Source organism: Pragia fontium (assembly GCF_900638655.1).
Classification (GTDB): domain Bacteria; phylum Pseudomonadota; class Gammaproteobacteria; order Enterobacterales; family Enterobacteriaceae; genus Pragia; species Pragia fontium.
Map to the genome: position 1 here is coordinate 2,623,672 of NZ_LR134531.1, position 15,671 is coordinate 2,639,342.

General features: G+C 48.1%; 13 protein-coding genes. 3 read left to right on the plus strand and 10 right to left on the minus strand.

The genetic code is table 11. The features are described 5' to 3' along the window. Positions 1–2: 2 nt before the first annotated feature. The gene (locus EL341_RS11265) at positions 3–1,430 is read right to left on the minus strand and encodes a M20 family metallopeptidase (protein ID WP_047781444.1); all 1,428 of its coding nucleotides are present in this window, start codon (positions 1,428–1,430) and stop codon (positions 3–5) included. A 286-nt stretch (positions 1,431–1,716) separates the two neighbouring features. Between EL341_RS11265 and EL341_RS11270 the strand changes: the two genes are divergently transcribed. The 3 genes from EL341_RS11270 (at position 1,717) to pabB (ending at position 5,598) form a co-directional block, all read left to right on the plus strand. Continuing rightward, the gene (locus tag EL341_RS11270) at positions 1,717–3,150 is read left to right on the plus strand and encodes a catalase (protein WP_074822707.1); all 1,434 of its coding nucleotides are present in this window, start codon (positions 1,717–1,719) and stop codon (positions 3,148–3,150) included. A gap of 137 nt (positions 3,151–3,287) precedes the next feature. After that, entirely contained in the window at positions 3,288–3,869 is a 582-nt protein-coding gene (locus EL341_RS11275; RefSeq protein WP_126467806.1) for an anthranilate synthase component II, read from the plus strand. A 1-nt stretch (position 3,870) separates the two neighbouring features. Next, positions 3,871–5,598: an aminodeoxychorismate synthase component I gene (gene pabB, locus EL341_RS11280; RefSeq protein ID WP_197723505.1), complete on the plus strand. Its 1,728-nt coding sequence runs from the start codon at positions 3,871–3,873 to the stop codon at positions 5,596–5,598. A 41-nt stretch (positions 5,599–5,639) separates the two neighbouring features. On the opposite strand, the gene menE is transcribed toward pabB, so the two are convergent. The 9 genes from menE to EL341_RS11325 all read right to left on the minus strand — a co-directional run bounded on the left by menE (position 5,640) and on the right by EL341_RS11325 (position 15,668). Further along, entirely contained in the window at positions 5,640–7,055 is a 1,416-nt protein-coding gene (gene menE, locus EL341_RS11285) for an o-succinylbenzoate--CoA ligase (protein ID WP_126467810.1), read from the minus strand. Continuing rightward, a complete protein-coding gene (menC, locus tag EL341_RS11290) occupies positions 7,043–8,014 on the minus strand; it encodes an o-succinylbenzoate synthase (RefSeq protein ID WP_126467812.1) in 972 nt (323 codons plus the stop codon). The genes menE and menC overlap by 13 nt, the downstream gene beginning before the upstream one ends. Then, on the minus strand, positions 8,014–8,871 hold the full coding sequence (gene menB, locus EL341_RS11295) for a 1,4-dihydroxy-2-naphthoyl-CoA synthase (protein ID WP_047781450.1): 858 nt from the start codon (positions 8,869–8,871) through the stop codon (positions 8,014–8,016). The genes menC and menB overlap by 1 nt, the downstream gene beginning before the upstream one ends. Positions 8,872–8,873: 2 nt before the next feature. Continuing rightward, complete coding sequence (menH, locus tag EL341_RS11300; protein ID WP_126467814.1) at positions 8,874–9,656, minus strand: 2-succinyl-6-hydroxy-2,4-cyclohexadiene-1-carboxylate synthase; 783 nt, start codon at positions 9,654–9,656, stop codon at positions 8,874–8,876. Then, complete coding sequence (gene menD, locus EL341_RS11305; protein ID WP_126467816.1) at positions 9,656–11,329, minus strand: 2-succinyl-5-enolpyruvyl-6-hydroxy-3-cyclohexene-1-carboxylic-acid synthase; 1,674 nt, start codon at positions 11,327–11,329, stop codon at positions 9,656–9,658. Before menD ends, menH begins: the two co-directional genes overlap by 1 nt. A gap of 289 nt (positions 11,330–11,618) precedes the next feature. Continuing rightward, on the minus strand, positions 11,619–12,146 hold the full coding sequence (locus EL341_RS11310; RefSeq protein ID WP_164720460.1) for a DUF4303 domain-containing protein: 528 nt from the start codon (positions 12,144–12,146) through the stop codon (positions 11,619–11,621). A gap of 31 nt (positions 12,147–12,177) precedes the next feature. Further along, positions 12,178–12,783 carry a YebB family permuted papain-like enzyme gene (locus EL341_RS11315; protein ID WP_047781453.1) on the minus strand — a complete coding sequence of 202 codons (606 nt, stop codon included), beginning with the start codon at positions 12,781–12,783 and terminating at the stop codon, positions 12,178–12,180. Positions 12,784–12,918: 135 nt separating this feature from the next. Next, a complete protein-coding gene (locus EL341_RS11320) occupies positions 12,919–14,553 on the minus strand; it encodes a Na/Pi cotransporter family protein (protein ID WP_074822690.1) in 1,635 nt (544 codons plus the stop codon). Between the two features lie 131 nt (positions 14,554–14,684). Then, positions 14,685–15,668, minus strand: a complete 984-nt coding sequence (locus EL341_RS11325; protein WP_126467820.1) for a nucleoside hydrolase — start codon at positions 15,666–15,668, stop codon at positions 14,685–14,687. Positions 15,669–15,671: the final 3 nt, after the last annotated feature.

Genomic DNA, 15,671 nt, shown 5'->3' on the forward strand with positions numbered 1-15,671 from the left:
GACTATCCCTTAGGTTTACCTGTTGTTGCTTGATATTGCTTGTGCTGGTTAATAATTTGTTCTCCTTGCTCACCAAGTTGCCAAAACAATCGCGCCATAATGTGCAATCCTTCATAAGCGATGCTTTTTAGCATATGTTCATTGACGGCATGTTGACCACAGGCCGGGTAAGAGTGAGGGATCCAGAGCGTTGGTAGCCCTAATATGTCACTGAAAATATCATTCGGTAACGATCCACCTAAATTAGGAAGCAAGGCTGGTACTTTATTGGTTGCCTGCTGCATGATATCTAATGTCCAGTTCACCAATGGATCGGCTGGGTCAAAACGGGTGGCCGGAGTCATACCACCAATTTCTACATCGACCATGGTGAAACCATGCTGGTCTAAATGCTGTCGCAGGTATTGAGCAATATTCTTATAGTCGGTACCCACCACAAAGCGTAACTGACAGGTAGCCTGAGCTCGTGCGGGAATCGCATTCATCGGGGCTTGGGGGTTACCGGTGGTATAAGCCAACACTTCTAAACTGTTCCAAGCAAAAAGCTTTTCCGCCGCCGTCAGCCCGGCCTCTCCCCAATCATGATTGACTTCAGGATCGCCTTCTTGACCTGCGGGTTCAATATCACTAAGAATCTGACGAACCGTTTGGCTTATCGCCGGTGGCTTGAGTCCTTCAACTAAAATGGCGCCACTGGCGCTAACCAATGATGCAATGGCGTTGGCTAACTGAGTCCCCGGATTCGTCAGTAATCCGCCCCAATTCCCCGAGTGATAAGCCTGCTGTCTGGCATGAATTGATAAAGAAAAATTTACGCATCCTCGGGAGCCCAAAAATAACGTTGGTCGCTGTTTATTCAGGCGAGGGCCGTCAGAAGCAATAAAAACGTCTGCCTTAAGTTGTTCTTTATAGCGCTGAGCAATTTCTGCTAAACCTGGGGATGATATCTCCTCACCCATTTCAAACAGAATTTTGCAGTTAAAGCCTAGCCGCTGTTGACGGGCATGATAGACCTGCTGTAACGCTGATAGATTAATCGCATGCTGTCCCTTATTATCGGCGCTTCCCCGCCCATACCAGCGTTCCTCCTCTTCAACCAGCTGCCAAGGGGATAATCCTGCTCGCCAATTTTCCGCGTCACCCCAAACCACATCGCCATGTCCATAACAAAGTACGGTTGGTAACGCCGCATCTTCTATTCGTTCGGCAATCAATAAAGGGCGGCCTTCCACGATAGGATTATCAACTTTCTGTAGGGTAAATCCCATCGAGGTTAACTCTGGAGCAATCACCTCATCCAGATAACTATCAATAGCCGAATTACTGCCTATTTTCTGGCTTTCTGTTTGGTAAGCAATTTTTTGTGCCAGTCGATCTTTAAATTCATTTTTAAAAAAATCATCAATATTATTTAATAGCACTTGAAACATAATGTTTCCCCTGAATTTACTTTAGAATCAACTTATACCACATCAAAATGATACTTACGATTCTAAGCTAATGTTACGTAACTCCCTTGGTATTAAAGGCGTTAACACCCCCCAATCAACAGGCTTAATATTCACCAGATTGACTACACTGATAGTGACAATAGGCAGTAACAATTAGCTATCCCTGACGAATAACCATACTAATAGTAGAGATTTCCAACGATAGTCTCTGACAGTTTTACCGTGGTACGACAAATATTTGTCCGATGTTTAACAGGAGAAAGTGATGAGTGATAAGAAATTAACGACGACAGCCGGTGTACCCGTAGTAGACAATAATAACGTAATAACCGCAGGCCCCAATGGCCCAATGTTATTACAGGATATTTGGTTTCTGGAGAAGTTGGCACACTTTGACCGGGAAGTGATTCCTGAACGCCGCATGCACGCTAAAGGTTCCGGTGCTTACGGTACTTTTACCGTAACTCACGATATCAGCAAATATACCCGAGCCAAGATATTTTCCGAAGTGGGTAAAAAAACCGATTTATTTGTCCGTTTCTCTACCGTTGCCGGTGAACGTGGTGCCGCCGATGCCGAACGCGATATCCGCGGCTTTGCTATCAAGTTCTATACCGAAGAAGGCAACTGGGATCTGGTGGGTAACGATACCCCGGTATTCTATTTACGCGATCCGCTGAAATTCCCCGACCTCAACCACGTGGTGAAGCGCGATCCGCACACTAACCTACGCAACCCAACCTACAAATGGGATTTCTTCTCTCAGCTACCTGAATCTCTCCACCAATTAACGATTGATTTCAGCGATCGTGGATTACCAAAATCCTACCGTCATATGCATGGTTTCGGTAGCCATACGTTTAGCTTTATCAGCGCCGATAATCAACGCTACTGGGTGAAATTCCACTTCCGCTGCCAACAGGGTATCGAAAACCTGATGGACGATGAAGCCGAACTGCTGATTGGTAAAGACCGTGAAAGCTCACAGCGCGATCTGTATAACGCTATCAAAGAAGGTAACTTCCCGCGCTGGAAGCTGTTTGTTCAGGTCATTGCTGAAAAAGATATCGGTAAACTCTCTTACAGTCCATTTGACCTGACTAAAGTCTGGTTACATAAAGATGCACCATTAATTGAAGTGGGCGTTATGGAGCTAAACCGGAATCCGGACAACTACTTCGCCGAAGTTGAGCAGGTTGCCATGAATCCAGCAAACATCGTTCCCGGTGTCAGTTTCTCGCCGGATAAGATGCTGCAAGGTCGTCTGTTCTCCTATGGCGATGCCCATCGCTACCGTTTAGGCGTCAATCACCATCAGATTCCGGTGAATGCGCCACGTTGCCCGTTCCATAACTACCATCGCGATGGCGCGATGCGCGTTGACGGCAACAGCGGTAACACCGCAACCTATGAGCCAAACAGCTTTGGCTTATTTAAAGAACAGCCTGACTTCAGCGAGCCACCATTGAGTCTCGAAGGCGCAGCCGACCATTGGACTCAGGATGATGATTACTTCAGCCAGCCTCGTGCACTGTTCAACCTGTTAAGTGCCGAAGAACATCAGCGCATGTTCAAGCGTATCGCCGGTGAACTGTGTGAGGTTCCATCAGAAATTCAGCAGCGCCAAATTGCTCTGTTTACCAAAGTCCACCCTGACTATGGTAACGGTGTAGCGAACGCGCTGAAAAACATGAAGTAATCACCATGTATTAGCCCTGTGCCCGTTGATTAATCATCAACGGGCACTTTTCGGTCTTCCTATTCCCTTTGCTTTGGTTAGAATAGCCACCTTAATCCATTGACCATAATGCGCCGTTTGCTACCGCCGATCTTCTTATGATTCTACTGATTGATAACTACGATTCCTTTAGCTACAACCTGTACGACTATCTTTGTCAATCTGGTGCTCAGGTCGAAATCATCAAAAATGACCAGCTCTCGCTACCACAAATTGCGACGATGAATCCGGCTGCCATCATTATCTCTCCCGGCCCCGGCACGCCAGAAAATGCCGGAATCACACTAGCTGCCATTCGACAGTTTGCTGGCAAAATCCCTATGTTAGGCGTTTGCCTTGGTCATCAAGCTATTGCTCAGGCTTTTGGCGCAAAAATAATTAAGTCACCGGCACCGGTTCATGGCAAAACTGAACAAATAAAACACGATAATCAGACCCTATTTCATAACTTGCCTAATCTGCTTCAGGTCACACGCTATCATTCACTGATGATTGATCCTTCCTCGCTATCCGATAAGTTCACTATTTCAGCGGCTACCGATGACGGGATTATCATGGCGATTCGCCATCATCAATGGCCGTTGGAAGGGGTGCAGTTTCATCCGGAAGCAATACTGACCGAGTGCGGTTTGCAGCTACTAAAACAATTTTTAACCACTTATACCCATGAGATTGCCTGATATGACACTACGCTTCGATTTTCATCAGCAGCCTCTATTTTTTCATCATCCTGAGAAGATTATCCAAACCTCAAAAGTTGATGAAGTTATCGAAAAACTGGCTCAGGTAGAGCAAGCCGTTGCCGATGGATTTTATGCCGCTGGTTATCTTGCCTATGAAGCCGCCTCGGCATTTCAGCCCTACTATCAAACCCCACCGCAGGGAAATATGCCGCTATTGTGGTTTGGTATTTATACTAAACCAGAAACAGACTGTTCCGACTCCCCGAACGAGTTTCCTCCCAATAGCTTAAGTCCATGGCAGCCGCTCACCAGCGTAGATGAATATCGTCAGGCTATTACCCGTATCAAATCAGAAATAGAAGCGGGCAACACCTACCAGACCAACTACACTATTCGGTTGACTGCCGATATTACCGATGCCAGTGATAACGCCAGCTATGAGTTTTATCGTTATCTGCTTAATGCTCAGCAGGCCAACTATGCGGCCTATCTGGATATCGGTCGGTTTAAAATTCTTTCCGCCTCACCAGAGCTGTTTTTTCACTGGCGGCAAGGAACCCTGACCGCGAAACCAATGAAAGGAACCGCGGAAAGAGGCACCAGTTCAGACAACGATTTATTGCATCAGCAAATGCTGGCGAACTCGGTCAAAGATCGGGCGGAAAACGTGATGATCGTTGATTTGCTGCGAAATGATATGAGCCAGGTGGCCATTCCCGGCACGGTGAAAGTTCCTTCCTTGTTCGATGTGGAGCAATATCCTACCGTCTGGCAGATGACCTCAACCATAACCGCTCAAACCAAACCGGAAACTCAATTAACCGATATTCTACGGGCGCTCTTTCCTTGTGGTTCTATTACCGGAGCCCCTAAAGCCAGCACCATGAAGCTGATTTCACAGTTGGAGCCTCAGGCACGGGAAGTTTATTGTGGCGCGATTGGTTATATTACGCCACAGCGAGAAGCGCTGTTTAGTGTACCCATTCGTACCGTGGTATTTGATAGCCAAACAGCCAGAGCCAGCTATGGCGTTGGGGGAGGAATTACCTGGGATTCAACGGCGGAAAATGAGTATCAGGAAGTATTAAATAAAGCGCAAATACTGCGTGGTATTACCCTGCCTCAACAATTATTAGAAAGCCTGTTACTGCGGGATGGGCAGTATCACTTGCTGGAACTGCACCTAAAACGTCTGGCCGCCTCTGCCCGTTACTTTAGCTTTAACTATCATCATCAAGCCATTACGCAACAGCTTAAAGATTTTTCATCAACCCGAACCAAGGGAAGTTGGAAAGTACGACTGCTGCTTAATAAAACAGGCGCTCTCACGCTAACCGGTGAACAGATCCAACCATTAACCGAGGTTCTGAGCGCAAGCTGGGCAGCAGAGCCCATCAATAGCCATAATCGTCTGCTCTATCATAAAACCACTCGCCGCGAATTCTACCCATCGGCTACGCTACAACATGAGTTTTTACTGTATAACCAGCACGATGAAATCACTGAGTTCGTAAACGGCAATGTGGCATTATTGATTGATGGTCAATGGCTAACGCCAGCACTTTCCTGTGGTTTACTGGCAGGTACCGAACGTGAGTCTCTATTGCTGGCGGGAAAAATTAACGAAGCGGTATTACCAAAAGAAATGCTGAATAAAGCGGAGAAAATCGCTTTTATTAATAGTGTCAGAGGATGGCGGGAAGTTAAGTGGCAGAATAACCATTAATCAGCAAAGCCATTGTAGGCTAATCAACAATGGCTTTGCCGTTATTTATGCTGAGGTAATCCGGTTACCCATTCCTTTAACGCCTGACGTGAAATTTTAATGCCGCCAGACTTCAAATGTTCGGGTAAAAGGTAATAAAAATCGGGCTTTTGAAAACTGGCAACTTTGCCCTCTAACCAACCCGTGAGTTGAGCGAGTTCCAATCCGGGCAAGGCATCAATCACCGCAACCGGGCGTTGGCCAAACTCTTGGCTCGCAACGGGCACTACAAATGCTTGCTCGATCAATGGATGACCAACCAGCACCCGCTCAATATCTTCCGGCTGAATCCCCTCTCCGGCACTGAAGAACAGGTTATCCAGACGACCAACAATATACAACTCACCGTCTCTCATCTCACCGCGATCGCGAGTATGAAACCAACCTTGCTCATCACACAATGGGCGAATATCACCGTTCAACCAATAACCTAACGCTTGACCACTGCCGCGTAACCAAATCTCATGATCAACAATACGCAGCTCTCGGCCCGGCAATGGCAAGCCTACGCCAGATGTTGCATCGGCGGGTTTAGCGCAGGTCGTCGATGCCATTTCGGTCATACCATAACCACACCAACAACCAATACCCGCCTGTTGAGCACGCTCGGTTAACTCAACGGGAATAGCCGCACCACCCAGTAGAACCTGTTTTAACGACAGACTATTAGCATCATGTTCAAGCAGCCGCCACAATTGAGTGGGCACCAAAGAAGCATGAGTACAGCCGCTCAACGCCGCTGATAAAGGATGCATATGGCGTTGAACCAAGGTTGCCCCTTTTAATAGCCAGCGCCATAACACGCCCTGCCCCGACACATGAAACAGCGGCAACGATAGCAGCCAGCTGTCTCCTGCTTCAAACCGCATACGCTGCAATAATCCATGAGCATTGGCTAAATGAATCTGTGGCGTATGTACCGCCGCTTTTGGTAATCCACTGGAGCCGGACGTCAATGTCATGGTTAACGCCGGTTGATCAGACCAAGACGCGGTAGCGGTAGCAATAGCATCTGACTCAGGAATATTTTCCCAGCAAAATTCGGACAGTGGTTTAACACCGGGGGGCCAACTGCCTTGCTGAGCACACCAGCCATAATCGATATTCAGCATGGGTAGCAGTTGAGTTTGTAATGATATGGGCAGTTGAGGATTTAACGGTAAAACTCGCGCCCCTAACTGAAGTAGCGCTAAATAGGCTAAGAGCAGTTCAGGACTATTTTTCCCTCTCAGAGCAACGCCATTTCCCTTTCTTACGCCATCGCGATAGAAAACAGCGCTGAGGGCATTTAATTCATCAGCCAGCTGCTGCCAGCTAACTGAACGTTGTTCTCTGATTAGCGCCGTGGCATCTGGGCGCTGTTTTGCCCATTGTTGCCACGGCCAGTCATCAAACTCAGGACAATCTAACGACGCCATACCACGTCCAGCGAATCCACATCCAGCACCGGTAACTCACTCTCCGGCCAAGGACGTACCAGCTGAGATTTCATCAAAGACAGCGTATCTAATCCAGGAATGGTATCCGGGGTCAACCAAGCCGCCATTCGAGCTAACTGGGTCAGACCAAGGCTGCTTTCAATAGAAGAGCTGATAACCGCTATTAATCCCGCTTGATGCGCTTGCTGTACCAGCATCTGGCAATACTGAATACTCCCCACCAGCGTTGGTTTAATCACGATTGCCGCCAACCCGGACTCGGCCTCTACCATGAAATCTGCTTCGCGCACGCTTTCATCCCAGGCAATGGCAATACCGGTATCGCGGGCAAACTCACGAGATTCATCGCGAGTTTTGCACGGCTCTTCCAGAAACTGAATGCGGCTACGAAACTCTGGCTGCACGTATTTGGCGAAACCGTCGGCTTTAGCTCGAGTCCAGCTACGATTAGCATCCAAACGCAGCTTCAAATCGGGAATCGCTTCCAGCAGCAAATTGACAATCATACCGTCACGTACCGCTTCATATAGACCGACTTTGACCTTAGCGACTTTTTCCCCAGGCATACTGCCTAATGCGGCAAACAGTTCATCAGGATCGCCGTTACACAAAGGAGCTTTACGATAATCAGCCTTTTGCGGTAAAAAACCATTCAGTTCCGCCATGGCACAGCTTAAACCAAACGCCACCGACGGTAACGCACTCTCAAATGCCTGCTCACCGTTAACCCAGCTATGTAGCCATCCTAGCGTTGAGGCCTCAGCTTCATCCAACGTCTCTTCAGAAAACTCCGGCAGTGGGGAGATTTCTCCCCAGCCCTGCTTACCGTTTTCCGTCAGGCAAACCAGAAGTCCATCACGCGTTTTCAGCCGCTGATGACGTAGAATCACCCCTGCCTCCATCGGCAGGCTAAAGCGGTAAAGTTCAACCTTACGCATTATGGATTACGCTTAAATTTAGTGAAGTCTGGCTGGCGCTTTTCATTAAACGCATTGCGTCCTTCCTGACCTTCATCGGTCATATAGAACAACATTGTGGCATTACCCGCCAGTTCCTGTAGACCGGCCTGACCGTCACAGTCAGCGTTCAGAGCAGCTTTCAGACAACGCAGCGCCATCGGGCTGTTTCTTAACATTTCACGACACCAGCGAATGGTCTCTTTTTCCAGATCGGCAACCGGTACCACGGTGTTAACTAATCCCATATCCAACGCTTCCTGAGCGTTATACTGACGGCACAGGAACCAGATTTCACGGGCTTTCTTCTGACCAACAATACGTGCCATGTAGGAAGCACCCCAGCCACCGTCAAACGACCCAACTTTAGGACCGGTTTGGCCGAAAATTGCGTTTTCTGCGGCAATGGTCAGGTCACACATCATATGCAATACATGACCACCGCCGATAGAGTAACCAGCAACTGCGGCTACAATAGGCTTAGGACAGGTACGGATCTGGCGCTGGAAATCCAGCACGTTCAGGTGATGCGTACCGCTGTCATCTTTATAACCGCCGTAGTCCCCGCGAATTTTCTGGTCTCCGCCGGAGCAGAATGCTTTTTCGCCCTCACCAGTGAGAATAATGGTACCAATCTGATCGTCATAACGGGCATCTGCCAGCGCCTGAATCATCTCTTTCACCGTCAACGGACGAAATGCATTACGCACCTCAGGACGGTTAATGGTAATTTTAGCGATGCCGTCAGCAGACTTATGGTAACGAATGTCCTGAAAACCTTCAGAGCAGTCCTGCCATTCAATCGGTGCGTATAGTTCCTGTTCACTTGGATAAAGCATAGTTAGCATTCCTTCAAAAAATTAATCAATTGATCGGCAAACCCCTTCGGGTTAGCAACGTGTGCATTGTGGCCCGCAGCAGCAACGATACGCAGTGGAAAATGGTTCTCCAGCGCAATCTGTTGAAACTTTGCATCCTGTTCACCACATAAATAACAAAAAGGTAAATTCCGTTGTGTTACTAACTGACTAAGCCGTTCCGTCAACCAAGGCTGTTGACCCAGAGACGTTGACTCCAGCATCTTTGCCACCTCTGCACCGCTATTGGTACCACGGCGTAAAATCAACCGTTGGCGAGCCTCTTCATTTAAGCTGGCAAATACTGGCTGGCGATACCATTGGTCCAATACGTCAGGTAACGGATGGTGACGAAATTTATCCGCCCAGAGCTGGTCATGTGCCTGACGCTCATCCCGCTGTTGTTGATTGATTAATCCGGGATTTCCTCCTTCAATCACCAACCCCGCTAAGCCATCATCAGCGGAAAAACAACCATGATACATGGCACAGCGTCCACCTAATGAATAGCCAATCAGTATATAACGTTGAATGTCATGAGCCAGCAAGGTTTCCCTTAGTTGGTCGCTCATTTGTTCAAAGTTCTCTACCGCAATCGGCTTCGAGCCACCGTGCCCCGGTAAATCAATTGTCATACAGGACCAACCGCTGATGTGAGGTAACACCTCTTGCCAGTCCTGACCATCACCTAACAAACCGTGAATAAATACCAACCAAGGCTGACACTTATCAGCTCCCTCTGCTGGATAACACTTCGCCGCCAACATCAAAACTGAGCCGCGTCTTGAACCATTTGGCTCAACGTTTGTGCTCCGTCATGGGGCGCAACCTGTAATTCCAACAGGAGTATGCCGCCTTGCTGCCAGCATTGTTTAACCGCCGCTTGCAGTTCATCCCAGTTTTGTGGGCTGGCATAGTTTAAACCAAACATGGCGGCGGCATGTTTAAAATTCACACCGTGCGGCATACGGTAGAAACGTTCTCGTTCTGCTTGCGGCGTGGGTAACAGGGAGAAAATAGAACCGCCATCATTGTTTACCACTACCAGCACGGTTGGCGCCGTACATTGGCTTATTAAAGACAATGAGTTCAGGTCATACAACGCGGAAATATCGCCTATCACCGCCAGCATAGGTTTATCGACCGCGCGCTGAACGCCAGCCGCGGTAGACAGTAGACCATCAATTCCACTGGCGCCCCGATTACTGTAAACCGGATAGCCTGCGGGAAGCTGCCCCAGCGCATCAACTAATCGAACAATTAAGCTATTTCCAGCCCAGAAGATACCGTCTTCAGGCAGTAAACGTTCCAATCGGCTGGCCATCTGGGCTTCACCAAATTTATCAACCAATTGCTTCGCTACATACGCTTTGGCGGTATTAGAGATTGATTCCAGTTCAGGAGCCCATGGTAAATTCTGCTTCGCGGGGTGCAACTGCAACCAAGCCGAGATATCCGCCACCAAACGCCGTCCACGATGGTTTGCCGGATCCAAGCGACCACTAAAGTTATCAATTAACCAATATTCCTGCGGCTGGCAATTAGCCTGCCACTGCAACATACGTTTGCCCGTCAGGCTGGCGCCAAACTGCACCACAATTTCAGCCTGTGCTAATAGCGCCTGGGCTTTAGGATTATTTAGCCATAAATCGGCGCAGGGTAACGGTTGTCCTGAGCTGGACAGTACATCCCCTAACAGTGGCCAACCTAAAGTCTGAGCCCATTGCGCGACCTGACACCCCTGCTCCGCACTCATTCTCGCCGCCACAACAACGCCACGGCGCTGCTGCCAGTTGCCCCAATCGGGCTGCTTAGCCAGCGTATATTCTGCGCCGGTGATTAACCACGGCTTATTGCTTTGCCACCAGTCACCCAGCGTATCTGACCATTCAGCATAGGCTGATGTCTCTCCACCATATAACGGTTCGGCAAACGGGCAATTAATATGTAAAGCCCCTTGCTTGAGTTCGCCCATAGCCCGATCGACGGTAGACGTCAGCCAAGCCGCCGAAATATCCGGCGTTGGACGAGGTAACGAAACCGATTGAGTTAAATGATGGGAAAAAATTTCTTGCTGATAAATCGCCTGATTAGCACCGCAGTCAATCAGTTCTGGCGGTCGATCTGCCGTTAACAGCACCAGCTTTTCTCCGGTTAATCCGGCTTCAATCAGTGCCGGATAAAGATTAGCCACCGCGGTACCAGAGGTCACAATCACCGCTACCGGCGCCTGTGTAACTTTAGCAATACCCAGCGCTAAATGCCCCAAACCGCGTTCATCAAAGTGGGTATGACAAATTATTTTAGAATTAGCCGCTGCTTCCAGCGTCAGAGAGGTAGAGCGAGACCCCGGAGCAATACAAACATGTTGAACCCCGTGACGGGTCAATGTTTCCAATAGTACTGCCGCCCAACGGCGGTTAAACACACTTATCGACATGGGGAACTCACCGAAACTCAGCTTAATCGATTGATTTTGCTAAGGAATAGAATTCATAATTGACACATATCTTACACCAACACCCCATGAGCGACAATAAAACCAACAGGATGAAAAGGGTTACGAGTAAAACGTATTGATTTTTAAGTCAATCTATCGATATTAATAAACCATATTTTATCGTTACAGCCATCGCTAAGTTATCAATAAGTGAAATAAAACGGTTTAGGTAACAATCAGACACATTTAGTTTCCGTTGATAACAGTTGGTATCGTTGGGGATAGTCACTTAATTCAGCTGAACAACGGGAGAATCCAGCAGCGCACTTAACCGCACCTCGCTGTTTTCCGGCTCTTCATCATGATCGTAGACCAGTACTTTAAAATCCTGATATTTTGGAATCGCCTCATATTCCGGCGTTTGTAGAAACTCAATCATAAGCTGCGCCAACAGGCTCAACCAATATTGGTATTTTTGTTCTTCATTAATCTCAAAATAGGAATAATCAGGATCTTCAACGCAGTTCATACTGCTAAAGCACTGATACTGCCAGTCACCGGTATTGTATTTCAGGCTTAAAATGCCCTCATCAGACTGGTAGTAGGCTCTACGGGCGCCTGTTTGGTAGTAATGCAGGATGTCATTCAGATGACTATGAGTGGTTAGACATAAATTCAGCTCTACGCCTTCTCGGATATGGCAGTCAAAAGCAAAAGCGGAGAACACCTCTCCTGGATGAGCGTTAACAAACTGGCTCACTTCATTTTTGACAAATAGCATAATCTTATCGGCAGAGGCCTGATTATATTTATCCAAGGCGGATAGTCTCCTGTCCATAGAATCCGAATTAATGATAATACCAATCAGGCTCCGTTTCGCCCGCATTGGGATGGCTGTTATATACCGGTACTAATGATGGATAAAACCACAAACTGGCTGGTGTAACGGTCTTTCTGTTCCAGGGAATCGAACCTAAAAACCAAAAGTGCCAGAATTGTAACTTCGCCTCAGGATTACTACTGAGCAGTTGGTCAAAAGTTTCAAGTTTCCCTACCGATATTGCTAAGGCATGGCGATAAATATCGAAAACAAATTTGGAACAAAACTGGCGGGATGACTCATAGTTAAACCCGGTGTGATAGAGCACGTTCAAACGAGGCGGCACTTCTTCCACCAAGGCCTGTTTTTGCTGTTCGGATAACCCACCCTGCAAGCGACGGACGCCATAACGACCGTCAACAGAACGGGCAACAAATTTAGTTAACGTGGTGGTTTGCGACAGCGGCACTCGGCTTTCTGCCACGATATAATCGTTCCCATCGTGACCGATAATCACACCAACATGATTACTCCAGCAGGCAGAGGCGGCAGAAATCTGGCGAAACAGTACATTACCAATACAGGTAAAAACCACATCGCCCACTTCGTAGGGGGTAGGATAATTAACGTTCATAGCGATTCCCTTAACTGACAGACGTTTTATCTAATCCGATATTTCCCACAAATTAGCCAGAGTTCGGTCAGGAATCAACGGCAACGACAAACCTTTACCCTGCCTGACAAATCTTATACATCAGTAAGTTAGTGACTATTCATTCTCGTTTGAATCCCTGTCGTCTTCCTGAACTTCCAGCACATAATAGGCTACGGCACAGAATAAAGAATTCAGCCTGCGCATATCCGCCAACAGTCCCATATGCAATGAGCTGGTTTCCATGCTCTGTACATTTTGCTGATGAAGACGATCGACGTGCGCCAGTGCATAACGCTGATTCACTAATCGAAAACGGTGCTTAGCTCGACGTAAGCGCTTAGCATTATCAATATCACCGGACAAGAATACTGACATCGCCAGATCCAGATTTTTCACCAGACGCACATGCAATGTATTCAGTTCCTCAATGCCCTTGATGGAGAAAGAACGATTCTTACTCAGCGACTTAGAAGCCATTTCTGACGTCATACGGTCAATAATTTCACCGGCCTGCTCTAGATTTACGGTGGTCTCAATAATCTCTGCCCAACGACGGGAATCCACATCACTGAGCCCATCCTGAGGAAGGCGTGCCAGATAGAGCTTAATCGCCCCATATAGCATATCGCTTTCGTCTTTCAGGTGTGCCACTTCCCGTTTATGCTGCTGGTTTCCCTGCAATACTTCATTAAACCCTAACAGCATTTGTTCAATGACATCCCCCAACCTCAGCGTTTCTCGTACCGCATTAGCTAGCGCCAATGATGGCGTATCTAAGGCTGCAGTATCCAGATAACGTGGGGTTAATTGACTGGTCAGCGTCGGGTCTTCTGAGATGAGACGCGTCGTTAGTCTGGCCATCGGCTCCACTAAAGGCAGCATCAGCAAACAGCGCAACAAGTTGTAAATGACATGAAAATAAATCACCACTTCCGCCGGAGGAAGTGAGTACTGACGAAGCCACTGGGTAAACAGACCAATCCACGGCACCACCAAAATACAGCCGATAATTTTGAACAGCAAACTACCCAGAACTAAACGGCGAGATATGGCACCTTGACCTCGGCTACTCAGCATGGCCAAAAATCCACTGCCAAGATTAGAGCCAATCACGATACACAGCGCAATATTTAAGGGAACCAAACCCGTTGCTGCCAGCGTTGCCGTCAACAAGACCGCCGCCAGACTGGAATAGCTGATCATCGCAAACAACGCACCAATCAGCAAAGCCAGAACGGCATCTCCCGCCAGCGATGAAAACACTTCGCGCACCGCGCTGGCCTGAGTGATCGGTTCAGCGGATACCACGATCAATTGCAGGGCCAGTATTATCAATCCCAAACCGATACAGGCACGACCAACCTGACCAATACGATTTTTCTTCTGGCTGAGAAAGGTGATTACCCCAAACAGTATTAATAACGGCGAGAGCCAAGACAGGTCAAAGGTTAATACCCGCGCCATCAGCGCAGTCCCCACATCGGCACCCAACAAAATCACCAGCGCTGGGGACAACCCGATCAATCCCTGAGCAACAAAAGAAATCACCAGCAACGCTGTCGCGTTACTGCTCTGCACCAGTGCCGTTACGCCAACGCCAGCAACAAATGCTCTGCCCTTCTTCTGGATGCTGGCACTCAGCACCCGACGCAGATCCGAGCCAAATACCCGCATAACGCCAGTACGCACAATATGCGTCCCCCAAACCAGCAGGGCCACCGAGGAAAGCAAATGAAGCAAAGTCAGCATAACAATATCCTGTTATTCAATGTCAGGAAAACAACCCTTACTGATTAAATGAGATCGACCACCTGTTTGAAATTCAAATAAAATAGAGACATAAGACGCAGATGATAACGTCCTATGCCTATTATGGACAATTAACGATAAATATTCAGATTATGATGAATAATTGACAATAATTTTTGATTATCTACGTTTTCCAATACGGTAACCGGTTTACCTTGCGGTGGCGCAATTCCCACATCTAAACGAAGATTATGCGGATCACGCTGCCAGGTCGTCCCGCGAGTCAATACCCCCTCCAGCGCAACATCCACGTATCGAGTCACTGTCGTCGCGACACGATGATCCAATAACCAAGCCACCACCAAAACATCATGAATCCAACAACCGGGCAACTTGCGAGTTTGGATAGAATAATCAATCCACGGGCGTATGGTTTCAACCAGAAACTCACTCAGCGGTGTATTGATCTCAGCAATCCGATCGAGATCCTGATGTAACATCTGTGTTTGAACCGTCGCATCCATCGGCACCAGAGTAATATTAGCTCCACTGGTCAACACCACGTGCGCCGCTTCAGGATCAATACCAAAATTGGTATCTTTGATATAACCCTCTACGTTAAATACGCCGCCCATAATCACAATTTCAGCCACCGCATTAACCATCTCAGGATAAAGCTGTATCGCATGAGCGATATTAGTCAGTGGGCCGATCGCCACCAGCGTAATCTCTCCCGGGTTATTGCAGATCAGCTCACCAATCGCGTGCGCTGCCGCTGGCGCTTCATAAGGTGCAATACTGGGTGCAGGTACGCCACGCCATAAGTCAATCAGACCGCTGCGTTCAGCACCATGATCGAGCCTGTCCCGCCACGGTGCGGCTGGCTCCACCAGCGCTTGAGACGCCCCACGCCGCACGGGAATATCTAACCCTAAACGTTCCACCATCGAGCGGGCAACGGAAAAACCCACCGCGCTGGCGGTATTACCCGCCACCGTCGTAATCAATTCTAAAGAAATATTTGGTGCGGCAATGGCTAACGCTAACGCCAGACCGTCATCAACATTGGCACCTGCTACGCCATTTCCCGGATCGCAATCAATAATTAAACGCATATA